The sequence below is a fragment of the Paenibacillus sp. FSL K6-1318 genome (assembly GCF_037976905.1).
Taxonomy (GTDB): Bacteria; Bacillota; Bacilli; order Paenibacillales; family Paenibacillaceae; genus Paenibacillus; species Paenibacillus amylolyticus_A.
The window spans coordinates 1,523,223-1,547,188 of the sequence record NZ_CP150270.1 but is presented as its reverse complement, the minus strand read 5'-3'; the positions used below and the strand labels follow the sequence as shown (position 1 = coordinate 1,547,188).

At 46.2% G+C, this 23,966-nt stretch carries 18 protein-coding genes; 11 read left to right on the top strand and 7 right to left on the bottom strand.

From position 1 onward, the window contains the following. The first annotated feature begins 121 nt into the window (after window positions 1-121). A complete protein-coding gene (locus NYE45_RS06645; protein ID WP_340016106.1) occupies window positions 122-847 on the top strand; it encodes a serine hydrolase domain-containing protein in 726 nt (241 codons plus the stop codon). Beyond that, window positions 844-1,614, top strand: coding sequence for a serine hydrolase (locus NYE45_RS06640; protein ID WP_340016105.1), 771 nt, complete (start codon window positions 844-846; stop codon window positions 1,612-1,614). Before NYE45_RS06645 ends, NYE45_RS06640 begins: the two co-directional genes overlap by 4 nt. Before the next feature lie 40 nt (window positions 1,615-1,654). Here the strand turns inward: NYE45_RS06640 and NYE45_RS06635 are convergent, their stop codons facing one another. After that, on the bottom strand, window positions 1,655-3,544 hold the full coding sequence (locus NYE45_RS06635) for an ABC transporter substrate-binding protein (protein ID WP_340016104.1): 1,890 nt from the start codon (window positions 3,542-3,544) through the stop codon (window positions 1,655-1,657). A 165-nt stretch (window positions 3,545-3,709) separates the two neighbouring features. Here NYE45_RS06635 and NYE45_RS06630 point away from each other — a divergent pair, with 165 nt between their 5' ends. The 4 genes from NYE45_RS06630 (at window position 3,710) to NYE45_RS06615 (ending at window position 8,531) form a co-directional block, all read left to right on the top strand. Beyond that, window positions 3,710-5,005 carry an MFS transporter gene (locus tag NYE45_RS06630; RefSeq protein WP_340016103.1) on the top strand — a complete coding sequence of 432 codons (1,296 nt, stop codon included), beginning with the start codon at window positions 3,710-3,712 and terminating at the stop codon, window positions 5,003-5,005. Between the two features lie 162 nt (window positions 5,006-5,167). Further along, window positions 5,168-5,377 (top strand): helix-turn-helix transcriptional regulator, encoded by a 210-nt coding sequence (locus NYE45_RS06625; RefSeq protein WP_017690042.1) that lies wholly within the window; start codon window positions 5,168-5,170, stop codon window positions 5,375-5,377. Between the two features lies 1 nt (window position 5,378). Continuing rightward, the gene (locus NYE45_RS06620) at window positions 5,379-6,149 is read left to right on the top strand and encodes a DUF3169 family protein (RefSeq protein ID WP_340016102.1); all 771 of its coding nucleotides are present in this window, start codon (window positions 5,379-5,381) and stop codon (window positions 6,147-6,149) included. Window positions 6,150-6,323: 174 nt separating this feature from the next. Next, window positions 6,324-8,531 (top strand): serine hydrolase, encoded by a 2,208-nt coding sequence (locus tag NYE45_RS06615; RefSeq protein ID WP_340016101.1) that lies wholly within the window; start codon window positions 6,324-6,326, stop codon window positions 8,529-8,531. Window positions 8,532-8,681: 150 nt separating this feature from the next. On the opposite strand, the gene NYE45_RS06610 is transcribed toward NYE45_RS06615, so the two are convergent. Next, window positions 8,682-9,731: a hypothetical protein gene (locus NYE45_RS06610; protein ID WP_340016100.1), complete on the bottom strand. Its 1,050-nt coding sequence runs from the start codon at window positions 9,729-9,731 to the stop codon at window positions 8,682-8,684. After that, window positions 9,731-11,566 carry an HSP90 family protein gene (locus tag NYE45_RS06605; protein ID WP_340016099.1) on the bottom strand — a complete coding sequence of 612 codons (1,836 nt, stop codon included), beginning with the start codon at window positions 11,564-11,566 and terminating at the stop codon, window positions 9,731-9,733. The genes NYE45_RS06610 and NYE45_RS06605 overlap by 1 nt, the downstream gene beginning before the upstream one ends. A gap of 569 nt (window positions 11,567-12,135) precedes the next feature. Between NYE45_RS06605 and NYE45_RS06600 the strand changes: the two genes are divergently transcribed. Then, window positions 12,136-12,930, top strand: coding sequence for a MurR/RpiR family transcriptional regulator (locus NYE45_RS06600; protein WP_340016098.1), 795 nt, complete (start codon window positions 12,136-12,138; stop codon window positions 12,928-12,930). Between the two features lie 3 nt (window positions 12,931-12,933). Here the strand turns inward: NYE45_RS06600 and NYE45_RS06595 are convergent, their stop codons facing one another. Together NYE45_RS06595 and NYE45_RS06590 are read right to left on the bottom strand one after the other, a co-directional pair. Continuing rightward, a complete protein-coding gene (locus tag NYE45_RS06595) occupies window positions 12,934-13,920 on the bottom strand; it encodes a Gfo/Idh/MocA family oxidoreductase (RefSeq protein ID WP_340017322.1) in 987 nt (328 codons plus the stop codon). Between the two features lie 29 nt (window positions 13,921-13,949). Continuing rightward, on the bottom strand, window positions 13,950-14,963 hold the full coding sequence (locus tag NYE45_RS06590; protein WP_340016097.1) for a Gfo/Idh/MocA family oxidoreductase: 1,014 nt from the start codon (window positions 14,961-14,963) through the stop codon (window positions 13,950-13,952). Window positions 14,964-15,203: 240 nt separating this feature from the next. Between NYE45_RS06590 and NYE45_RS06585 the strand changes: the two genes are divergently transcribed. After that, window positions 15,204-16,490: a DUF5050 domain-containing protein gene (locus NYE45_RS06585; protein WP_340016096.1), complete on the top strand. Its 1,287-nt coding sequence runs from the start codon at window positions 15,204-15,206 to the stop codon at window positions 16,488-16,490. 185 nt (window positions 16,491-16,675) lie between these two features. Continuing rightward, window positions 16,676-18,301: a helix-turn-helix domain-containing protein gene (locus NYE45_RS06580; protein WP_340016095.1), complete on the top strand. Its 1,626-nt coding sequence runs from the start codon at window positions 16,676-16,678 to the stop codon at window positions 18,299-18,301. 136 nt (window positions 18,302-18,437) lie between these two features. On the opposite strand, the gene NYE45_RS06575 is transcribed toward NYE45_RS06580, so the two are convergent. Next, window positions 18,438-19,013: a GbsR/MarR family transcriptional regulator gene (locus NYE45_RS06575; RefSeq protein WP_076331984.1), complete on the bottom strand. Its 576-nt coding sequence runs from the start codon at window positions 19,011-19,013 to the stop codon at window positions 18,438-18,440. 500 nt (window positions 19,014-19,513) lie between these two features. On the opposite strand from NYE45_RS06575, the gene NYE45_RS06570 reads away from it, so the two are divergent. Together NYE45_RS06570 and NYE45_RS06565 are read left to right on the top strand one after the other, a co-directional pair. Continuing rightward, window positions 19,514-20,743 carry a glycine betaine/L-proline ABC transporter ATP-binding protein gene (locus NYE45_RS06570; protein ID WP_076331983.1) on the top strand — a complete coding sequence of 410 codons (1,230 nt, stop codon included), beginning with the start codon at window positions 19,514-19,516 and terminating at the stop codon, window positions 20,741-20,743. Beyond that, a complete protein-coding gene (locus NYE45_RS06565; RefSeq protein WP_340016094.1) occupies window positions 20,709-23,297 on the top strand; it encodes a glycine betaine ABC transporter substrate-binding protein in 2,589 nt (862 codons plus the stop codon). Before NYE45_RS06570 ends, NYE45_RS06565 begins: the two co-directional genes overlap by 35 nt. Before the next feature lie 251 nt (window positions 23,298-23,548). On the opposite strand, the gene NYE45_RS06560 is transcribed toward NYE45_RS06565, so the two are convergent. Then, window positions 23,549-23,761, bottom strand: a complete 213-nt coding sequence (locus NYE45_RS06560) for an immunity 17 family protein (RefSeq protein ID WP_076216916.1) — start codon at window positions 23,759-23,761, stop codon at window positions 23,549-23,551. Window positions 23,762-23,966: the final 205 nt, after the last annotated feature.

Genomic DNA, 23,966 nt, shown 5'->3' with positions numbered 1-23,966 from the left:
AGTCAGTTAATACGGCATTGCTACGCAAAATCAGTCTCGGGTAGGATGTTAACTTTATCCAGAAAAGGCATAGTGGATTGTAGGAAACGATCCATTTCATTGAATATCGGGAGGGGAAGGTATGACGACAACTCAGCTTCGCGCATCACTGGAAGGACTGGATGAATTCATCGACGATCAACTTCAACTATGGAAAGGTGTCGGCACAGCGGTGGCTGTAATCCATAAGGATGAAGTCATCTGGCAAAAAGGCTACGGTTACCGTGATCTGGATTCCAAACTTGAAGTTACCTCCAATACGCTGTTTGCCATCGGTTCAAGTACTAAAGCCTTTACCGCAGCAACTGCTGCTCTGCTTGTGGATCAGGGGATACTGGACTGGGATGCACCTGTGAAGACCTATATGAAAGATTTCCGGATGTTCGATCCGGTGGCAACAGAACGTCTCACCATTCGCGACATGCTGTGTCATCGTTCCGGTCTTCCAAGACATGAGTTGGTATGGTACAACTCCCCACGTACAAGAGAAGAACTTGTTCGTACATTACAGTATCTGGAGCCGAATCAAGATTTCCGAAACAAATGGCAGTATCAGAACATGATGTACATGACGGCAGGTTATCTGGTTGGACAATTGAAAGAAAATTCGTGGGAAGAGGTTGTTCAAAAGTCTCTATTTGACCCCCTAGGTATGAACTCAAGCCTGTTCTCTGTCGATGAGATGCAGCTTCAGCCTGACTATGCCTGTCCTTATATGGAACAGGATGGTCAGTATACAAGAATACATTTCGAGCTATTGACGCTGTTGGCCCTGCCGGCTCCATTAACAGTAATCTGGTCGACATGATCGCATGGCTTCAGTTCCAATTGCATTCAGGAGAGTGGAAAGGACAATCATTGATCTCCAAGGAACAGATGAAGGTTATGCACAGTCCTCAGATGGCTTGTGATTCATCATTCAACAGCAAAGAGCTGCCTGTGAGTACATATGGTCTGGGCTGGATGATTGAGCCGTATCGTGGGCATGCCATGATTCATCATGGTGGGGCTATTGATGGCTTCGCATCACAGGTTGCCTTTTTGCCAGAGGAGCAGATCGGGATCGTAGTATTGAGCAATACCCACGGAAGTATAATTCCGTATACGGTTGCTTTTCATATCATGGACCGACTACTTGGATTGGAACCCGTCAATTGGAGTTCCAGAATGAGCAAATTGATGGGGAAAGAACCGGCAGAACCAGAGAGTAATCCGGAGAATTCTTCGGAATTATCTATTCACCCAGAAACTGCTGTTGAGGAAAACGTTGAAGAACCTCCAGTCGCTCCGTATGATCGTGCTCTCAGTGCTTATGCGGGTATTTACACGCATCCTGGTTATGGCGAAATGTCCATTCAGGAAACAACGAACGGGTTGCAGGCAACCTTTAACGCCATCGAAATGCTTATGGAATACACCGGAAAAGATACGTTTTCGGTCGAATTCGTGTTATTCGGTCTGAAGGTCATATATACGTTCACCCTGAATGAATTATCAGGCGTCGCTCAATCCATCTCCATTCCTTTGCTGCTTGAGCCGGGTACGAAGCCTATTGAATTTACCAGAGTTTCGTAAATGAACACCTGATTCATTCCGTTGTGGTAGCCAATCCTACCTACCACAACGGAATATACACTGGATAACTCGTATCCTCTTCAGCGGTACCAGGTCTTCTCTTCACCCACAATCGGCGCAGATCAGGCAGTCCATGCCCCGCAACATGATAACCACGCAGAGAAGAATGATGGGCATGTTCTTCCTTGAAGCTGTAGGTGGGCAGAAGCAGCGCCTCCTGAATCAATCGATCTTCCAGTCGAATCAATCTATTCAACCGCTCCGCTGGTTCCTGGATCATGACCACTAGTCCGCATTCCTGTTCCAGTTCATGTCTCCAGTAATCATTCATCGCAATCAGGAATAACGTGTTCTGGAATGTATACATCGTCAACAGACTCAGCACGACATGATCATCGAACACTTCTCCTGTATAGATCAGATCACAATCGCTAAATCCATCTTGATAGACTGCATGGACCGGGTCTCCCGGAATAATGCATATATGTAGGCCAATCTGTTCACATCTCTCTGCAAACCAGATCATGTCCGCCTCCATCTTCTCTCCTTCTTCCACCCACAGATCTAATATCTGCCCCTGGTAAGAGCTACGGCTTAATAATGCTGAGGCCTGCGCCAGTGAAGACTCTATTAAAGTTGCTGATTTGGGGGAACCTTCTAGTTGATCCAATCTTTCTGATCGTTTTTTCCACGGCTCCCCTTGATGCAGACTCTCCATTAGATGCTGGTTCTGAACTCGTCCTCGAATCAGACTATAGGCAGCCTGCGTGTTCGTGCTCCCGAGCGCTTCCGACAACTCATGCGCATTCAATAACTGTTGAACAGCCCGGCGAAAATTCACATCATGCTGCGGCCCTTCCTTTCGCATATTAAACGTCATATACACACCGCCCTGCATCTCATGCTGTACGGCACGAGGTTGCGCATCCGGAAATAAATCATGTTTGATGATGGACTCTGCCTCTACCGAGTGGGGAAGCTGCCACACTTCAACGCGATCCACATAAGCCCGGCCTCTGAAATAGGCAAGGAACACCTCAAGCACAAGCAGCTTCGAATCATGACGAGTCAATCGATAGGGTCCTGTTCCAATCGGATGAAGCGGGTTCATCTCCACATCTCTAGGCAGGATAGATGCACACATACTGCTCATCAGATCCGGGAACATGAAATTTGGCTTATTCAACACAAAACGTACAGTCAACTGGTCATAAGCCTCTATGCTCTCAATCGAGTCAAACAGCGCCCTGCAAGGATTACTCCTGTCAGAGATAATGCGATCAAAGGTAAACTTGACGTCCTCTGCATCCAGAATCTTTCCATGATGAAAAGGTATGCCTTTGTGCAGATAAAAGGTCCATTCCCTTCCATCCGCATGACTCTCCCATGCCATAGCCAGACTTGGCTCGCAGACTTGGCGTTCAGCATTATAGCGAACCAAACGATCGAACACCTCTGCAATGATGAAAACTTCTCCCCACATCGCCGTCTGGGTTGGGTCCAGTGTCTTAAACGGTGTATTCTGCGGAATCCGTAATGTATCCATTCGCCCTCTGGCTCCCTCGTTCGAACGCAGACCGAATTGATGCTGCATTTGCTGCACCAGATGTTCTCGCATCGTAATTGGTAAGGTGAAGGCAAGTTCATAGGCGTCCTCGATCCTGTTGCCATTCAGGAGATGGTCAAACCGTTCACGAGCCACGTCAAGCAGCGGGACGCAAAAGACAAGTATCGATTTTTTGCCTCTACCACGCTGCGGGTTCCACATGACCCATCCGTTCTCCTTGAATTTGTTCATAATGAGGTTCATATTGCGCATGGTGCAGCACAAATGATGGGCGAGTTCACCTACCGTTGTATGTATTTCTTGTTCATCATGCACATGCAGAAACTTCAATCGCAATTGAATGTAATGTTCTGATACGTCCATTTATGCCCTCACTTCTTCTATGTTCTAAATTCTATCTTTCAACTACTTAGCTCCATCTACTAAAATACGAAATCCATTCGGTTTCTTCTACAGTTTTTCTTCAGGTTTTCCTCCATTATACTCAGTAACATCAACATGACCAGCGGGAAGGAAGAAGAACAACTTATGAAATACGCCGATTTGCACCCGAACATCAGGATACGAATCATTACTGATTTTTTCACCGATCTGACCCAGAAGTCCATCATTCCATTCATGGCAATCTATCTGAGTGTTCAGATTGGCGCAGGCTTGGCGGGCTTATTGCTGACGGTCAATATTGTGGCTTCCATGATCGTGGGATTGGGGGCAGGATATTGGTCTGACCGGATTGGACGAAAGAAGTTAATGGTGATCGCACAAAGTCTCCAGGTCGTGGCTCTACTATGCTTGGCCATCGCCAACTCGCCGTGGATGGATTCGATCTTCGTCAGTTGTGTCATGTTTCTGCTCAGCAGTCTCAGTTCAGGGATCACCGTCCCTATTGCTAATGCCATGATTGTCGATGTAAGCAGTGAACATGAACGTCATTATGTATATGGATTGCAATATTGGACAACAAACGTAGCTGTAACCTTTGGCGCACTGATGGGCGGACTATTTTTCGAGTCATTTCGTTTTCTATTGTTTAGTCTGGTATGTCTAGAAAGTATGGCTACCCTGTTTATTTTGGTTTTTATGATTCGTGAAACAATGTATAAACGCGCTAACAGTGCTACCGCTCAATTCAAGGATTCAGATCCATCCAACAGACTAATGGAAGCCAATACTCCAATCCAGAGAAACATACTGAAAACGTACTGGGCGGTCTTTCAGGACAAACGTTTTATGATATTTTTCACAGCCACTGTACTTGCGGTCTCCCTGGAATTTCAGTTGGATAAATACATCGCTGTTCGTCTAAAAAATGAATTCACCGCTCATCTGTTCGGCTCAGATATCTCAGGTCTGCATATGTTCAGCCTGATCATGGTCATCAACACTGTACTGGTCGCCTTGGTTGCCATTCCATTCTCCAGATGGATCGGTCGCTTCCCGTCCCGATCTATCATGACTGTCGGCATGCTCCTCTATACCGCAGGCTTCACCGTACTTGCTTTCAGCAACTGGGCCTGGTTACTTATCTTCTCCGCTATACTGCTGACCATTGGAGAATTGATGTACGCCCCTGTTCGTCAGGTCATGCTCGCGGGTATGATTCCCGATTCGGACCGTGCTGCCTACATGGCTGCTGACGGGTTAAGCTATAACGCAGCCGCCCTCCTCGGAAGTCTTGGGCTAACCATAGGAGCCTTTCTGCCTTCATATGCGATGGCTGGTCTGTATGTACTCATGGGGCTTGGAGCACTCGTCTTTTTCCGAATGTTACTTCGAAACACAGAGCAACAGAATGAACATCTACCATGTGCAGATGCATCTTGATTTCACTTTTCCTGCAACAAAATAATCATGTAAGGGAGCCCAGCAGGCTCTCTTTTTTATGCCCATTTTCATTATTAAAAAGTAAATTATCATAAACATTTTGTATATTATAGTTTACATTTAGTTAAATATCATGTACATTAGGTTCATGGAGGTGAGTAAGTGGAAGAATTGCACAATCACGTTCGGGAGTTACGAGCCAGAGATCGGCTGTCCCAAGCGGAACTAGCCAAGCTCATTGGCGCATCCCGTCAAACCATTGCCCTGATTGAACGCGGAGATTATTCTCCATCCGTGGTCCTGGCATTAAAAATAGCCCACGTCTTTCGTGAACCAGTCGAAAAAATCTTTGAATTGAAAGGTGGAGATTAGATTGAAACATTCATCATCCTCATCCATTAAGAAGCGGTTGCGTCTTCCCTTGTATGCAGCAGGTGGCGCTGTAGTTGGTTTTATCGGAGCTAGCGGGGTCCGCAAAGTCCCTTCTGACCTGAACTGGACGCTGTCTGTGTATTATGACTATGATCTTTTATTTGCGCTACTAGCTGCTGCGGTGGTGATTATGATGTTGTGGAACATATTCAGTCTCTCCCACACGCCATCTGTTCCTCCGATGGAGGAAGATACTTATGGAGAGTCTGATTCACTAATCTCACCCGCGGAGCGTTCCCTTGGAAAAGCGATGATACTAAGCGGATTCAGTGTTATTGTTGCGTTTACCTGGGCAGCACTGGCCTTGTCCTTGTACGCATCCAACAGAAACATGCCGAATTTCCCAGAACTGTTTAACCTCGTGAATCTCATTGGTGCATGTATCTCCATTTTCCTCGTCGTGATACTGCAAAGTCTGACGCTCAAAAGATATAACCGTTATTTCCCTGATCGTGCACTGGATCTGAACTCGCGCAATATGAAGAAAGATCATTTCGAGAAACTTGATGAAGGTGAGAAATGGATCGTCTATCGCGCAGCCTATCGTTCTTTCCAAATGATGAACCTATTGCTTGGTGTCGGCATGTTGTCCATGGTGCTGTATTCGGTTCTATTTACCTTCGCTCCATTCCCAATCGTAATGCTCTCTATTATCTGGATTGCCAACATCGGAATCTATTATCGTGAAACCTATCGTGCGAGTAACCAGTAATACATGGGTAAGTGAATCAATTTCATAATACCTTTAGCTGCTTCAATGAAGGCTAGATATAGATCAAAACGGTTGATTTTTTGTCTATATCTAGTTACAAAATTCCATTTTTAGTGAGTTATGAAATTGATTCAAGTAACTATTTTGTAAATATGTTTATAAAGGAGTGTTTGCATGCATTTATCCAAACGAAACACCCGCTTCAGGTTTACCTCCCTAACAGGAGCCTTCATGACTGTGGTTCTGTCACTTAGTCTGTGGGTACCCGCGGTTCAAGCGGAGACACCAACTCCAGTAGCTGCTGAACAAGGAAAGTCGAAAGCGCTGACAACCGAATCGGCTACAGCTTTTCTGGATTCATTCTTCGATTCACCTGAGGCAAAGGCCCATTATGTTGGAGCCTCCGTTGTTGTTGTGAAAGATGGTAAAGTTCTGGCAGAAAAAGGATATGGCTTCTCCGATGTGGAGAGCAAAACTGCTATCGATCCGAAAAAAACTGCTTTCCGTGTAGCCTCTGTCTCCAAAACGTTCACATCAGCAGCTGTAATGCAGCTGGTGGAGCAAGGTAAGGTTGATCTGCAAGCTGATTTTCAGACCTATGTGAAAGGGCTCGAATTTGATAATCCCTATGACAAACCTGTAACTGTGGAGAACCTGCTCACACACACGACCGGATTCGAGATCCGTGATCCCCAGCAGGAAGACATCCATACTGATTTCGACAAATACATAGCGATGGAGGATTACGCCCAGCAACACATGCCTCCTGTCGTTCGAGAGCCTGGTAGCGCCTACATGTACGATAACTTCTCGTTTTTGCTACTCGGCATGATTGTCGAGAACGTAAGCGGTGAGCCCTTTGAATCCTATATGCAACAACATATCTTCAAACCGCTTGGAATGGATAACAGCAGTTTCATGCTGGACGAAAAGTTCCAAAAGCAGCTAGCTACAGGCTACGATGCGACACACAACCCGCTTGATCTGTACACCATCGCTCCAACGCCAATGCCTCAAGGTGGCATGTTGTCTACCGCTGAGGACATTGGGAAGTTCATGATTGCGTTCCTGAATGATGGCGTGAAGGACAACGAGCGAATTCTCAAAGAATCCACAGTGAAAAGCATGGAACAATACCGTTCCTCCATTCATCCACTGTTACCGAACACCACATATGGATTCGAAGCTGCATTTCAGCTTCCCGGAGCAGGAAGTAGTCCAAAAATTATTACGAAAGCAGGCGACCTGACCGGATTCAGCTCTTATCTCTTCCTTATTCCTGAGCAAAATACAGGCGTCTTCCTGACGTATAATCAGAATGGAGCACTTCGTAATCTGTTCTACCCGGCATTCATACAAAATTTCTTCCCACAATATGCAGAGCCTGTACAGTTTAAGGAATACACGCCGCAATCCGCAGCTGAGCTGCAACGCTTTACCGGATTGTACGCCGATCTTCGACTTAGCACGATTGTAAGTTCCTTGAAAGGTGGCGGGGATAAGCCAGGACAACTGAGCATTAACGATGTATTCCTGGGTCAACGCAACCTGATTCAAGTGGAAGATAATCTCTTCAAGGATGAATTGACTGGTCAATTCACAGCATTCAAAGAATATGCAGATGGCACCACATACATGAAAGAACCTTACCTCAACCCTATGGGCTATGAGAAAAAAGGACAACAACCTATGGGCTTCCGGGATGTTCGTGAGAACAGTCCTTATGCTGAAGCAATCTATGCCATACAATCTCTTGGATATTATGAGAATGATGCTAGTAAGTCTTTCCAACCAAAAACAGCTGTGACACGAGCTGAATTTATTGAAAACACTCTTAAACTGAGTGGATTGAAACCCAGCAAAACTACGCCTCCTGCTGGCACCGACTGGGCAGACCATGCAGCAGCCGGATATATTCAACTTGGATATGAAATAGGTATGATTACTGGCACGGACGAACAGCAGTTTAAGCCAGATCAAGTGATTATCCGGCAGGAAGCAATGGTCATGATGTGGAGAGTTATGCAACTGCAATATCCTAGCGAACTGTTCAATGATGTGAAACTTGCGGGGCACACAGATACATGGGCTGTACCAGCCATTCAGATGATGTATACGCTCGGTATCCACGGACCTGAGGTGAAGGTACTGGAGGATGGTTCTGTTGATTTCCTTTCCCGCAAACCTCTGATTCGTCAGGAAGAGGCTGCGATTATGTATGCACTGCTTACACAACCAACTGATCAAATCGTCGCTGAACTGATGGCGGCTCAGCAACCACAAGCAGAACCTGCTGAAGGAGCTGAGCCTGCAGATGAGACATCTGAAACTGCGCCGGTTCCTGTACCAGCGACAGTCCCTTCTCCAGCATCAGCACAATAAAAATAAAACATCTTCATACCGATTAGATCTATCATGCTCATGATGTAAAACAAACAGGCTTGTTCGGAAGGGTAAGATCCTTCTCGAACAAGCCTATTTCTGTACTTTTCTTAACTTATAATTCTATCTGTTACGGGGTTACATCCGTTCCTATCCGAGCAACGAAGAGACATGACGATTGCCATTACGCTGGTCGTACTTGTCTGCCGCTGCTTGGGCATATCCCGCAAAATAATCCGCCAGTTTACGCAAATCTCCTGGATCTCCTTCATACGGGAAGAACGCAGGCAGACGTAATCGGTATTCCGGGGATTCGTCCGCCCAGCGGCGTAACAATGGTGCCGTTCTGGCGTAAAACAACATTTTGGCAAATGGATCTTCATTATCCATCGCGAACACCAGACTTTCTTCCAGCACATCAATCCCCTTCGCCGGATTGGTGCGTGCAAGATAATCCATCTGCTCGGCAAAGCTTCTCACAAAATCATTTTGACCCTTGATTAACCGGTAGCCCTTTTGTTGATGCTTGTCTGCTTCCGCAGTCCGCCCCAAACGGTAGAGTGGCATCAAGATCTCCGACAACGTAAGATGTGGAATCTCCGCGCAGCTCATCCGGCCTTTCAGGATAGGTTTTGCCATTTCAAGCACCTTCTCGTCGTCACCGGTAAGAATAAAATAACGCATCATCTCGTCCTGTTCACAGGCTTCACAGTCACTCATAAAGTCTCGATCCATCGTTCTGAACTTGGCATAACTGCTTCCTGCCTCCTCCAGCTCCCCCAGATCCATGGAGATGCGGAATCGATAATACCAATACGAACGTTCGCTGTAGCCAAATGACTTGAAACGCTGTCCGAAGTCCTCAAGCAACTCCATTATTTTATCGCGTGATACTTCCGGGAAACTGGATAGTTTGCCTAGAATCCATTTATACGACCACATTAACGTTTCTTCATCATATTCTTCCGGCTGTTGGTCGAACTTGCCCAGCTGCCAGGAAAAAGCAATCAGTGCCTTCATCGGATAACCGCAGAATGTTGCTGTCTCCACAATCTCCGATCTTGCTTCATATGCTTCTTCTTCCATGCCGTTCACATCGGCGACTCTTGCTGCTTCCTCCAGCATACCCAGCTTTGCTGGACCATTAGGCAAGCCGTAGGCCTCGTCCATCAATTCCTCAAAATCCATCTCTGTCTTCATCAGACATCCCCCTTACGATCTGTATTCGCACGCAAACCCCAATCAATAAAACGAACGATGCCCTGATTCAGCACTTCCAACTCCTGCCGGTTCATCGCATAATGCCCCATCATCAATGCATTAACATACAACATCTCAATGGCAATCGGCGTCATTTGGTCATCCGGTGACGTTAGCACACGCTGAATAATCGGATTGTTCACATTCAGGTACAAAGTTGAATATCCCGCCGAACTGATTCCAGAGGATAAGGAGCCAAGGATGGATGAGAACAATTCCGTGCTCTCTTCGCTTGCTTTTTCCAGCGCACGGAGTGTTGAGGATTCCTGCGAAAGAGTGAACAACACCGGCAGATCCGATGGCTTGAAACCTTTCACCTCTGCTCGACAACGGAAGCGCTGCAGAGCCGAATCGGCGAGTCGCAACGCATCATAATACTGATTACGCTCAGCCGGTGGCACATCCGTGAAGCTCATCGAGACCTGATCCGGCTCTAGCCGTTCCGTGCGTACATTATGCACAGCCATCGGCAGTGTCGCCATCAACTCACTGTCATAGATGTAGCCACCGTTAATAACCAGCATCGATTGTGCCGATGCCACATGATGAATCTGACGGTACTCATCGACAGAGGACGTGAAATACAATGTCTCTCCTTCATCGATCAGCTCACCCAGCTCCCGGTGGCCTCTCGTGCTCTCAAATGGCAGCCAGCGGTGAATCATCGCGTAGAATGCTTGATCCTGTACAGCCAGTGCCTTCATGGACAAGGCATGCAGGCGAATCAGCTTCTGTAGCCGTTCCGTCTGGCTCTCGGCCATGTCAGCCAGTCCCTTGCGAAGTGCGTCTCCGAGTTCGGAGCGAACTTCCTCCAGCTTTTCATTTTCATAAAAATGTTCCCGTGATGCCGTCGGTTGAAGCTCATCTGTCCAAATTAGACATTTCACGAAGAAAGCCCACTCTGGCAAAATGTTCTCTGCTTTCTCGGAAATCAGCATTCGCTTCAGGTACACCCGGTGAGAACGCTTGGCATTCAGATTAACTGCGTGTGGCAGGACAAAAGCAATACCTCCAGTACGGCCTGAAGCCGTCGTCAACGGAATGAAGTCCTGGAACTTCTCCCCAAGCAGACGTTCACCAAAAGCCAACACTTCTGCTCTGCGTGAACGTGCGAGTGCAGGGTCCATCAGCCAGATCGGCGTCTCGCTATTTACCACATGTTGCACACCGTCATGATGCAGCGTGACCGGATACGGCAATAACGCTCCGTAATAGAACAAGGCCTCTTTCACATAATCCGCTTCAAAGTAGTGAGCCGCGTCTGGTGTGCAGCGCAGATATACTTTGGTGCCTAGGGACAGCTGCGTGTCCAACTGCCGAATCGTATAGGTGCCATCCGGCTTGCCCCGCCACTCCATTGAAGGTCCGCCCTTCGCGGATTGCGTCAGCATGACGATTTCATGACTCACCATGAAACAGGATAACAACCCGATCCCGAAACGTCCGATAAACGAAGTCTCTCCATCCAGCAGCGCTTGCTGCCCTCGTTTCGAGGATTGTCCAATCATGGCCAGGAATTCATGGATATCAGCTTCAGTCAAGCCGATGCCGTTGTCCTCCACCATCATGGTCAGTTGCTCCCCTGTTCCTGTAAGTTCCACACGCACTTCACCCTGATACCCTGGCTCCGCCTCCGTTCTTGCGGTAATCGCATCAGTCGCATTCTGCATCAGCTCGCGCAAGAACACTTTCGGACTGCTATATAGATGATTGGATAAAATCTGGATCATACCACTCAGGTTCACTTGAAAACGATATTCATTGGATGCTGTCATGACTCACTCACCTTCCTCTACGTCCAAACACAATATGTACCCATACGATGTATTCATATGGATGTGTTAGACGAATTTATTATGTAATCGTTAAAAACAGACATTCCTGTGACAGGTACGCCAAAACATCACGTCAAGCCGGCCCTGGATAACCAAGACCGGCGTTAGATGAATATTTCAGACATTCATGAGACGTAAGGCCTTATCTTTCATTACCACGTTATGAAGAGCAATGAAACGGATGTTCTACCCTTAAAATAAGGATACATCGTACAGGCCATAGTGAAAACAAACCATAGACCCGATTTGAAGTGGAATTGATGGGAAGTGTGCACCCTCCATCCGGGACTATTGACGGAGAGATACATCTTTTTTCGTCATGCCTTTGAAGTTTGGTTCTGCTTCGTCTCGTCACACTATGGAATAGTCATCAACCACTGGCGGAAAGTCAGATCTGAATGATGTGGAGTTTAGCGAGGAAATTCAACAGATTGAGAAATAAACAAACGCAGGTTATGATGTGGAGACATGTATATTGGGATGATTATAGAGAGGAATGGAACAACAGCATGGAATCCAAACTACTTCAAAAATTAAAATATGCTTCCCAATTAACGGCACAGGAGAAGCATATTGTGAACTATATCCTGAACAACCCCGAAGTTGTATTTGATTCTACAGCCCATGAACTGGCTCAGCAGACCTATACAAGCTCATCTACCATTGTTCGCCTATGCAAAAAGCTGGGTACCAAGGGGTACCCAGACTTTCAGCTCAAGCTTGCTCTTGAATACCAACAGATACCTTCCGCGTTGCAGACGCAGGATCATGCAATTGCAGAACAAGGCAACGTGCTGGCTGCCATCGACTCGGTTCCTTACCTGTATCAGCAGGCGCTGGATGATACGCGCCGGATGTTAAATGCTCCTGTTTTGCTACGAATCGCTAATTGGGTCAAAGAATCCGGACGTATCGATATCTATGGCAGTGATATGAATTATTATCTGGCTCAACAGGCTTGTGCCAAGTGGAATGAACTCGGCATATCTGCGATTGCTCACAATAGTCCCAACATGCATTACTTGAACACGATGAATCCCAACAGCCTGACGCTGTCTTTTGTTATCTCGCACACAGGCGAGAATCAATCCATGATTGAAGCTGCCAAAGTGCTCAGTAGCAAACAGATGAAAGTCATCGCGGTTACAGGCAACAACCATTCAACCCTGTCCAGACATTGTGATGAAACGCTGCTGGCTTATGGATACAATGAACAGTTAAGACTGTCCAAAATGTCTTCAATGGTCTCCGTACTTTATATTTTCGACATGTTGTACATGAGCAGCATTAGCGATACATATTAACGATTAACGCTGGTCCGCTGCAAATACAATCCCGGCATCCTTACGCGCACTCATGAGTACACTCATCACAGACTGGCTGTGTTCGAGCAGTTCGTAACACCGTTTGTGGTCACCACTTGCATGGATGTCCCTGAACGCTTCCCACTCATAATACAGCCAATTGGATTTGGTCTGCGCATTATATTCCTCAGCAGGCTCATTCCCGATCTGAAGCTTGATCTCCCGGCAACCGTTTGCTCCTCCCACAATCTGAAGATAACCATTCTCTCCCTGAATGAGCACAAAGTTCATGCTGCTCGTGTCTTTGGCACCTACACATTCCGCAATAAATTCCGGATATTTGAGAACCACAACTCCTGACGTATCAATGCCATTGGCATGCTGGTTGGCAGTATACGATACAGCATTCGGACTACCGAACAGATTCATAACCAAATGAAGATTATAAATATTGATATCCATCAGCGCTCCACCAGAGAATTGTGGATTAAATACATTCGGTGTTTGCCCTGCAAGCAAATCATTGTATTTGCGCGAGTATTGACTGTAGTTACACTGGATGAGTTTGATCGGGCCAAGCTTCGGTAGCTGCTCCTGTATAACTTTAATATTCGGCAAATGAATGTTGGAGATCGCTTCAAACAGCAACAAATTCTTTTCCTTCGCAAGTGCAATCAGCGACTCTGCTTCCTGAAGCGTGGATGTGAACGGTTTTTCACAGACGACATGCTTGCCATGTTGAAGTGCCTGATAGGCCTGTTCGTAGTGCATACTGTTCGGTGAAGCAATATATACGAGATCTACATTCACATCTGAAAATAGGGAGTCCAGGTCTGTATAGATTGTACTTACCCCATATTTACCCGCAAGCTCCTGTGCTGTTTCTCTCTTCCGGGAGTACATCGCTGTACACGTAACATCTTCAAGTTCATTTATCGCGGACAAAATGGCATCCACAATGGACCCTGTACCAATCGTTGCTATATTCATCATATTGTTTCGCTCCTGTCGTTGATTTATCAGTTGGCTTTCTTCGCCGCTTCGATTCCGTCATGTAAAATATCCAATACATATAAAACCTCTTCATCCTTGACCGGTTTATCACCGTTATGTCGAATGGCATGAAGCAGTCGATCATATAAAATGCCATAGTCCGTTGCTTCCGAAGGAACTTTCTCCGTATGTGATGTTCCCTCATCGTCCACATAACTAATCGTACCCCAGTTATCCTCTGAATCAGCTTCAATGGATATTTTGGTTCGTCCATCTCCACTTTTCGTTTGGTGCCCACTGCTATATTTAACGAAGCTTCCCCGATCCCCGTGCACAATGAATTTCGGATGCTCGATCTTCACCAGCAGGCTGCATTTGATTGTGGCCTTCATTCGTCCATAACGAAAATCAATATCGATATAATCATCAGATTCACCCGGCGCGATCAAACTCCGAACATCATAATCAATTCGGTCTGCTACACCATATATGGAGATTAACTGATCGATGGTATGCACGGCCAACCCATGCAGCAATCCAAATCCGCTTCTGGCGTACTGTGGGTGAAAATAATCATAGTGGGACTGGATTTCAACAATATTCCCCAGTTTGCCGCTCTCAATCACTTTTTTCAATGTCAGAAAGTCACCATCAAATCTGCGATTTTGATTCGCCATGGCGATGAGATGTTTACGATTGGCTAGTTCAAAGATATCTTTGGCTTCCGCAGAAGTAGAGGCAAAAGGTTTCTCCACCACCACATGTTTCCCGTGTTCCAATGCCAGCTTGGCGTACTCTACATGGCTATCCACATGGGTGGCAACAACAATCAATTCAATCTCATTATCCTGCAATATGTCTTCGATATTCGTCGAAAAAGTAATCTCGGGATAGAGTAATTCACGCTCTGTATCGCCAACCCGATCTTCCTCCCGACGGTATATCGTCTTCACCTTGATATTTTCTTTCTTGTCCAGATAAGGTAAATGATAATTCACCACTGCGTTTCCGAATCCGATGATCGCCATATTCAATATCATGATCGCTCACTCCTCTGCTCTGGTTGAGTGTAATGTTATCACGATCAAGTCAGGCGGAGAATGCTTTGGGGCGGGATTGGCAGCATCATGCGCAATTCGATTTCAGGTTTGAAAATGTATGAAATTCAATTTCATTCTCTTCTTTTTTTCATGTTCGAGATCTAACATATCTTCCATAGTTTACCGATATAACATAAGGCGTTAATTACATACATATAGAACGAAGGGGACGATGAAAGAATGAAAACAGGATATACATACTTACAACGCACCATCTGTACATTACTGTTATTTACACTCATTGCAGCAGTAACATTGGGAGGCGGAACCGCAGCCCAAGCAGCTTCACTCAGTCAATCCACAGTGTATTATGAGTCCGATGGCGTCCTGTACAAAGTATCTGCTGATGGCAGCAATACGACAGAAGTATTAATTGATTTCCAAGGGGTGGACTTGCACGCGGCAGGCTCTTATCTTTACTACACTCAGACCGCTTCTTCCACAACATTGCTTCGAGTTCCGAATGACGGGTCCAGCGATGCGGCAGAAACATTTGCTACAGATGTACTGAGCTATTACACGGATAACGGATTCATCTATTATCTGGATGCTACAGGTACAATTTATCGCGCTAATGGCAATAGTGACGCTTCAGCTGTCACCAAGATTGCTGACAAAGCCGATACCGATTTTCCATTTCTCCTGGTAGCCAAAGGGCGTGCTTACTATAATGCGCTGGTTAATGGAAACACGTGGATCGTGTCCAAAACGTCCAACGGTTCTGGAGCTGTTCAGCGGATTGCCGCAGGCGCAGTGGAAGGACGTTATTTTACGAATCAAGCCAAAAACGAACTGCAACTGATGGTAAATACAGACCCCTACGAGGACTTCTATTCCACCAATGCTGTTGTCATGTATAAAGTGAACTACAACACTGGCAAGGCAACTGCTGTTAATCCCAAAGCCAAACTGGATGTGAATGCTGTATATTCCGGTGGTTGGGGAAATAATCTTTACGTGTATAACAAAGGAATCGATCTCGACATTAATAAGGATTACAATTATGCCAAAGGCAAAGCGTTCGCGTTAACAACTTCAGCCAAAACGCTTCAGCTTCATAACAAGAGCGTCCGGGAAGTAAGTGCCTTAGGTACAGACAAGGTTGTCCTTATTGATGCAGACAAGAAGGCTTATGCCAAAACGGTCTCCGGCAACAAAGTGACCAAGTCCGCCAACCTGAACCTGAACAATGTAACGTATGTTGCAAATCAATTGACCAATGGTACAGCTACGGCTGCATACATCTCGGGCAACAACGGTCTCTATTCGGTCAATACAGCTCTCAAGGTAACGAAACTTACCAGTGACGAATGGGATGCATTCCATATCAGAGATGATGTTGCCGGCCTGTTCTACATCAATGCCAAAGATCAGTATCGCTTGTATCACGTGCAAACGGGTGGAACAGGGAAAAAAGTAATGAGTGACGTTTTCCTCGACAATATTCTATTGGTGACACCGTACTAACATATCCTGTTGAATCAAGCGTGTAGCCTATTCATCGGACTTGTCCATAAAAAAAAGGACTACCAAGAGCCCTACGGGCTCTTGGTAGTCCTTTTTTGGTTGTCGAAAACTATTTTTCAAAAATATCTTCCATATGAGAATGATAATTGTTATCATTAAGAAAATAAGACAAAAGGATGGTCCGTATGACTGAACAGTTTCCCTTCATTGCTGAAACCTCATCTCTACCGCTCCTCTCCTCCATGTGCCGTGTGCGTCGTGGGGAGAATTTCCGTGTGCAAGGCAAGACGGTGTCCCGGCCCATGCTCTGTCTTATTTTGCAAGGAGACGGTGTTCTGGTCCTGAATGATACAGTCTATACGGCGCAAGCGGGCAGCTTGTTCGTGTTGAAGTCAGGTACAACCATCGAGGCCGCTGCACGCTCGAATGTGACCGAATTTGTATTGCTAAGCATGGATACGGTTCAATTGCAGCAAGTGCGAGGTGAATGGAAAATGACCTCTTCACCCGCCTTCCCGCTGGATTGGCAGACAGGCAGATTGCTGGTTCGTCACGAGCAGCAGGCTGTATCACGTATGGAACAACTGTATGAAACCTATCGCGGTCTTCAACCAGACCACTTTATCAGCATACATAGCCAGCTGCATGAACTGCTGCAGTTTCTCTCGGAGAACCGACTGGAAGCCAATCATGAGAAAGTGGACCCTGCCTTGGAGCGCAGCATTATGTATATGCGACGCTTCATGAGTGAAGGAATCAGCATGGATCAGCTTGCCAAGATTGCTGGCCTCACACCCAGCTCCTACTCTCGCAGTTTCAAGAAAGCTAAGGGCATGTCACCGACCGATTATCTGAATCGTTTACGTATAGACGAAGCCAAAAAACAGCTGACCGCGGAAACATGTGTCCTCAAAGACGTCGCGATATCTGTCGGGTATGGCAATGAGTATTATTTTAGCCGTAAATTCAAACAAACCTTGGGCATTGCTCCCAGCGTATATATGAAAAGAGATCAACTTCGCGTAGCTACGGCATCCATCATGGGATTCCACGAGAATCTGGCTTCGCTCGGACTGCGCCCTGTAGCTGTGCTGGAAGGAGTTCTTGACCGAGAATCGGATGATTATGAACAAGAACGCCGATTAACCAGACAATTCGATCAACTTCGGCAGGCGAAGCCAGACTTGATCATCGGTGACTTTTACCATAAGCCTTATTATGATCGCCTGAAAAGTATTGCACCCACCATCATTTTGGAGTCCACTGACGACTGGAAAGAGAACCATATTCGCATAGCCGAACTAGTCGGACGCGAGAAGCAAGCGTTGCTGAATTTCAAGGAACTTGCGTTCCGCAAACTTGAAGCCGGACTGAACCTCCAGCCTTATTTCAGACAAAAACGGTTGGCTCTGATGGAGATTACGAATCAGTTCATCCGATTACAGGGGAATGGCGAGCATCCATTAAATCACTTGTTGTATGCCGAATTGGAACTCCATCCTGCCCAGCTTGTGTCTCCCGAAAGTTCCAGAAATGAGTATGTTGCGGATAATATCCCTGTGCTGGATACGGATTATCTGTTGATCCATCGTACTTCGCTTCAGCCTGCCAGTGAAAAGGTATTCCGACGCATGAAGCAAACGGCATCATGGCATCGATCACCTGCCGTGCTGCATGGTAACGTTCATGATATCTCGAATTGGCATCTGTTATGCTGGACTCCGGCTGGTCGTCTGCAGATTATGAACGAACTGGAACAGATTGCTCAGCAGTCTGTTGTCTTTCCTCAGGCAGAACTGATCGGACACTAGATGTGAATATTAGATCCAACGAAGTGACCGGTGTGCAGTGTTATTTTTCCCATCGTATTCCTTCATTATAATTAAATAAGATATTGCACAGGCCAAAGGGCCCTCTCCTATAACGGAAAGGGCCCTTTACATGTAATTATGAATGTTCCTTAATCTCTTCCTTCGGAACCAGCTTGTATATCTCTTCATCTTCCATGGTATCAATCAACCGATCCAACCATTTGTAGTATGCTTCCGCTTGCAAAACCTTATGTTTGTCTTCCATCAGAATGTGGATAAGTTCAGCATCTGCCTGCTCATCCAGATCTTCGAGTAATCGATTCAGTTCTTCAATCGATTTGCGCAGAATCTGAAGGTTACTCTCCACGGCTTTTCTCCACTTAATCGCAAAATAATCCGTAAATGTCTGGTGCCAGTCATACTCTACTTCATATAGGTCTTTCCTGGAGCCTTTGCTCCATACTTTGTTTACCATTTTCAAATCCAGCAGTGTTCGTACACCTGTACTCATACTCGTTTTGCTCATTTCCATTTCCCGTCCCATATCGTCAAGGGTCATTGGCTTGTCTGCAAAAAATAGCAATCCATATAAGTGTCCCGTAGACAGCGTAACCCCGTAAAGATCCATATTACGTCCAATGGCTTCAATAACGCGTTTACGAATCCTCAGCACGGTTGCCTGCTGTTCCTCTTGTAAATGGTCCAAGCCCATGCTTGCAACCTCCATTCTGAACATTCCACAGTCTTGGCAAAATAATTGCAACACTTTAAAAGTCCTGCTTACATGGGAAAGCATCCGGCCGGACATCCTATATGCCAGAGGGCTTTCTTTCACCCAATGTATGAAAATGGGAACTTTACCAGGCTACATTTGCCTATGACTATCTTTTAACCAAAAAATTCAGCTTCAATTCAGCTCATTTTCTATTGTAGGAAAAGCGATATCAAATGTAAAGGAACCTTATTAGACAGAATAAGGAGAATGACGGAGCATATGGAAGGAAAACTTTGTACAGTTTTTACTGTACAAACATTATGTACTGTTTATTCGGTTGCTATACGGGGTAAGTATTGTTAGAATACAAAACGTTACCCAGAAAGACGGGAAGCGAAGCAACAACTACCGGATTTCGTGGCTGGGCGCATAAGTGTATGGGCTTATGGATGCTGAAAGCCGTTCGAAGTGCACAACACATCAGAAGGGGTGAAAACATGACCATACTTGAAGTGAAAAACGTAAGTAAATTGTTTGGCCCCCAAACCGAGCAAGGTCTGCAATTACTGGAGCAAGGTTGGGGTAAAGAAAAGTTGGCCAAAGAAAAACAGATAACGGTTGGTGTCAACCGGGTCAACATGGACATTAAGGAAGGCGAGATTTTCGTTATTATGGGACTGTCCGGGAGTGGTAAATCCACACTGGTTCGGATGTTCAATCGTCTGATTGAACCAACATCCGGAGAAATTTTGGTCCATGGTAAGGATCTACGTAAGATGAACAAAGAACAATTGCGCGAAGTGCGCCGGAAAACGATCAGCATGGTCTTCCAGAAGTTTGCGTTATTCCCGCACCGTACCGTTCTTGATAATGTCGAGTATGGACTGGAAATACAAAAAGTGGATAAGGAAGTACGCCGTGAGAAGGCGAAAACCTCACTTGAGCTGGTTGGCCTTAAAGGCTGGGAAGACAAAATGCCAGATGAACTCAGTGGCGGGATGCAGCAACGTGTCGGCTTGGCCCGTGCACTTGCCAATGACCCGGAAGTTCTACTAATGGATGAAGCCTTCAGTGCACTTGATCCATTGATTCGTCGTGATATGCAAGATGAGTTGATCGAGCTTCAGGATAAAATGAAAAAGACCATTATTTTCATTACCCATGACTTGGACGAAGCGCTGCGCATCGGCGATCGTATTGCCCTCATGAAAGACGGCGCAGTCGTGCAGATCGGTACACCGGAAGAAATCATGATTCAACCGGCCAACTCATATGTGGCCCGCTTCGTCGAAGACGTGGATCTGTCCAAGGTCCTTACAGCATCTCACGTAATGCGTCGCCCTGAAACAATTACGCTTGACCGTGGTCCTCGTGTTGCCCTCGAATTAATGCGCGAACGTGGTATTTCCAACCTGTTTGTCATTGACCGTTCGAAAAAATTGCTTGGTGTTATTACAGCTGAAGATGCAACTCGTGCCATGCGCGAAAACAAAGTATTGAACGACATTCTGATCACGGACGGGCCGACGGTGTCGCCTGAGACCCTGATTCATGAATTGTTCGAAATCGTAAGTTCTGCCCATGTGCCGCTCGCTGTTGTTGGTGAGAATGGCCGTCTGCAAGGTGTTATCGTCCGCGGTGCCCTGCTGGGTGCACTTAGCGGTGAAGTTGCAGTAAAGGAGGAACTTGTGAATGATTCCCAAAATACCACTCGCATCGTGGATTGAATCCATCGTTGACTGGATGAGCTCCTCGCTCTCCGGATTGTTTAAAGTTATCTCTGTTGTTATTCAGGAAGTGGTCGGATTCTTCTCCGGGCTGTTCATGTTGCCACATCCACTCCTGTTCATTGCGATATTGGGTGTTCTTGCGTTCCTCGTAGGTCGACTCCCACTGACACTATTCACGGTTATCGGGTTCTTGCTCGTAGATAACTTGGGGTACTGGTCCCAATCCATGGACACACTCGGCCTGGTTATCACTTCAGGATTGGTTTCGATTCTGCTTGGTGTGCCTGTCGGAATCTGGCTCGCATACAGTAAAACTGCGGCGCGTATCGTCACACCGCTGCTTGACTTCATGCAGACAATGCCTGCATTTGTCTACTTGCTGCCTGCGGTTACATTCTTTAGCCTCGGTGTCGTTCCAGGTGTTATCGCATCGGTTATATTCGCGATTCCACCAACGATTCGTCTGACTCACCTGGGTATCAAACAGGTATCTGGCGAATTGGTCGAAGCAGCCGACGCATTCGGTTCAACTTCCATGCAAAAGTTGTTCAAAGTACAACTTCCACTCGCTTTGCCTACCGTGATGTCCGGTATTAACCAGACCATCATGCTGTCGCTGTCCATGGTTGTTATTGCATCCATGATCGGTGCACAGGGTATTGGTGCGGAAGTATATCGTGCGGTAACACAGCTGCAAATCGGTAAAGGTTTCGAAGCTGGTCTCGCTGTTGTCGTACTCGCGATTGTGCTGGACCGTTTTACACAAAATCTGTTTATGCCAGGTCGCAAAAAGACCTCACGCATTACAACGAAGCAAAAAGCATGGATCACTGCTGCGGCAACATTCCTTGTGTTAGTCGCTGGTTTCTCACAATACTTCGTTGGTGGCACGACTTCCGCTGGTGGCAACAATTCAGCAGCCAATGCTATAGGTCAAGAAGTGAACTATCAGATTATTGGTATCGATCCCGGGGCTGGTATCATGAAGTCCACAGCTAAAGCGATCGAAGACTATAAACTAACTGATTGGACCCTCATTGAAGGTTCTGGTGCAGCCATGACGGCTACATTGGACAAAGCCATCAAAAATGAAGACCCAATCATCATTACAGGATGGACTCCGCACTGGATGTTCAACAAATATGATCTGAAATATCTGGAAGACCCTGAGAAATCTTTCGGTGATGCTGAAGAAATTCACACCATTGCCCGTAAAGGTCTGAAAGAAGATCACCCTGTTGCGTTTGAATTCCTATCCCGTTTCCAATGGACATCGGATGAAATGGGTGAAATGATGACTGCCATCCAGGATGGCACATCCCCGGAAGAAGCAGCGAAAGCTTATGCCGAAAAACATGCCGATCAGATTGCTGAGTGGACCAAAGGTCTGACTCCAGTGAACGGTGATGCGTTCAAACTGAGCTATGTGGCTTGGGATTCCGAAATCGCAAGTACCAACTTGCTGAAATATGTGATGGAAAACGACCTTGGTTATAAGGTTAACGCTCTGCAAGTCGAAGCCGGACCGATGTGGACGGGTGTTGCCTCAGGCGACGTAGATGCCTCTCCAGCAGCTTGGCTGCCATTGACACACGCTGACTACTGGGAACGTTACAAAGACCAGGTGGACGACCTGGGTGCCAACATGACGGGTGTACGTACAGGACTCGTGGTTCCTAGTTACATGACTGAAGTAAACTCGATTGCAGATCTGGAAACAGGTTCCACTTCTTCTACTCCATCGGCAAGTGCTAATGTCGGCGAAGAGGTGAATCACCAAATCGTTGGTATTGACCCGGGTGCAGGTCTGATGAAAGCTACGGCAAATGCGATTGAGCATTATGAATTGTCTAACTGGAATCTAATCGAAGGCTCTGGAGCCGCGATGACTGCATCGCTGGACAAAGCTTATAAAAATGAGGAGCCCATCATCGTTACGGGTTGGACACCCCACTGGATGTTCAATCAGTATGATCTGAAGTATCTGGACGATCCCGACTTAATTTTCGGTGACGCAGAGGAAGTTCACACGGTTGGACGTAAGGGGATCAAGGAAGATCATCCCGTTGCCTATGAGTTCTTCTCTCGTTTTAACTGGACTGCTGATCAAATGAGTGAAATTATGGTAGACATTCAAAAGGGCGTTTCGCCTGAAGAAGCTGCCAAGTCTTATGCAGAAAAGCATCCGGACCAAATTGAAGAATGGACCAAGGGTTTAACCCCGGTTAAAGGTGACAATTTACGTCTCGGTTATGTTGCATGGGACTCGGAAATTGCGAGTACAAACCTGATGAAGTATGTGCTTGAGACGGATCTGGGTTACACCGTCAAAGCCCTACAAGTCGAAGCTGGTCCCATGTGGGCAGGCTTGGCAGCAGGTGATATCGATGCTTCTCCAGCCGTTTGGCTCCCGCTTACACATGGGGACTACTGGGAGACGTATGGAGACCAGATTGAAGATATTGCTGTAAGTATGACCGGAGTCAAACAAGGTCTGGTTGTTCCAACTTACATGGATATCAACTCTGTTGAAGATTTAAAAGATAATTAAACCAGATTGAGATGGATAAACCTGAATTTGGTAAAAAAAAGACCACCGAAATTTTTCGGTGGTCTTTTTCTTATGGCTATGATTTTTTTCAGACATGCTAATTTGATTTCGTATTTAATCTTGGTCATACGGCTACCTTAAGCATTCAAACGCTTTTTCCATTTGATTCTTCTCACATATCCTCTTACTTTGCCTTCGCTCATGAACATCGTATGTAGATGATACTTGGTGAGTTCGTTTATTTCCAACAACTATCCGATCAGCAACAGTAGTACACCAATGACAATCATGACAACACCGAGAATACCATACACCACTCTTGCGCCCTGTCGTCCAATAGTCTTCACAAAAATTCCTGCTCTAAAGCTCTTCATAAACCAGTCCCAGTTGTTGATTCCTCCGAGCAAACTAAAAATCCCTGCCGCTATGGCAAATAGTGCGATTAAAACAGGTTGTTCTTGCATTACGTCAACACTCCTTCAATATAATCCTGTCTACTATACCTTCACTTGGCGAAAATTAACAGGCATTAATTGGGCGTATCTCAAAACTCGCTGAAGTGCATCTTTCACCGCCTTTTCGCCCCCTGCTGCGTCACTTTCCCTTGACGTGCCCCGGCACGCCTGCAGAAAACTTCCTTGCTTGGAACGAAAATTCGGCAAAATCTAC

Bases quoted from the DNA above. Each gene is read 5' to 3' on its own strand.
- NYE45_RS06645 (WP_340016106.1), top strand. From the start codon at position 122: ATGACGACAACTCAGCTTCGCGCATCACTGGAAGGACTGGATGAATTC.
- NYE45_RS06640 (WP_340016105.1), top strand. From the start codon at position 844: ATGATCGCATGGCTTCAGTTCCAATTGCATTCAGGAGAGTGGAAAGGA.
- NYE45_RS06635 (WP_340016104.1), bottom strand. From the start codon at position 3,544: ATGGACGTATCAGAACATTACATTCAATTGCGATTGAAGTTTCTGCAT.
- NYE45_RS06630 (WP_340016103.1), top strand. From the start codon at position 3,710: ATGAAATACGCCGATTTGCACCCGAACATCAGGATACGAATCATTACT.
- NYE45_RS06615 (WP_340016101.1), top strand. From the start codon at position 6,324: ATGCATTTATCCAAACGAAACACCCGCTTCAGGTTTACCTCCCTAACA.
- NYE45_RS06610 (WP_340016100.1), bottom strand. From the start codon at position 9,731: ATGAAGACAGAGATGGATTTTGAGGAATTGATGGACGAGGCCTACGGC.
- NYE45_RS06605 (WP_340016099.1), bottom strand. From the start codon at position 11,566: ATGACAGCATCCAATGAATATCGTTTTCAAGTGAACCTGAGTGGTATG.
- NYE45_RS06600 (WP_340016098.1), top strand. From the start codon at position 12,136: ATGGAATCCAAACTACTTCAAAAATTAAAATATGCTTCCCAATTAACG.
- NYE45_RS06595 (WP_340017322.1), bottom strand. From the start codon at position 13,920: ATGAATATAGCAACGATTGGTACAGGGTCCATTGTGGATGCCATTTTG.
- NYE45_RS06590 (WP_340016097.1), bottom strand. From the start codon at position 14,963: ATGATATTGAATATGGCGATCATCGGATTCGGAAACGCAGTGGTGAAT.
- NYE45_RS06585 (WP_340016096.1), top strand. From the start codon at position 15,204: ATGAAAACAGGATATACATACTTACAACGCACCATCTGTACATTACTG.
- NYE45_RS06580 (WP_340016095.1), top strand. From the start codon at position 16,676: ATGACTGAACAGTTTCCCTTCATTGCTGAAACCTCATCTCTACCGCTC.
- NYE45_RS06575 (WP_076331984.1), bottom strand. From the start codon at position 19,013: ATGGGCTTGGACCATTTACAAGAGGAACAGCAGGCAACCGTGCTGAGG.
- NYE45_RS06570 (WP_076331983.1), top strand. From the start codon at position 19,514: ATGACCATACTTGAAGTGAAAAACGTAAGTAAATTGTTTGGCCCCCAA.
- NYE45_RS06565 (WP_340016094.1), top strand. From the start codon at position 20,709: ATGATTCCCAAAATACCACTCGCATCGTGGATTGAATCCATCGTTGAC.
- NYE45_RS06560 (WP_076216916.1), bottom strand. From the start codon at position 23,761: ATGCAAGAACAACCTGTTTTAATCGCACTATTTGCCATAGCGGCAGGG.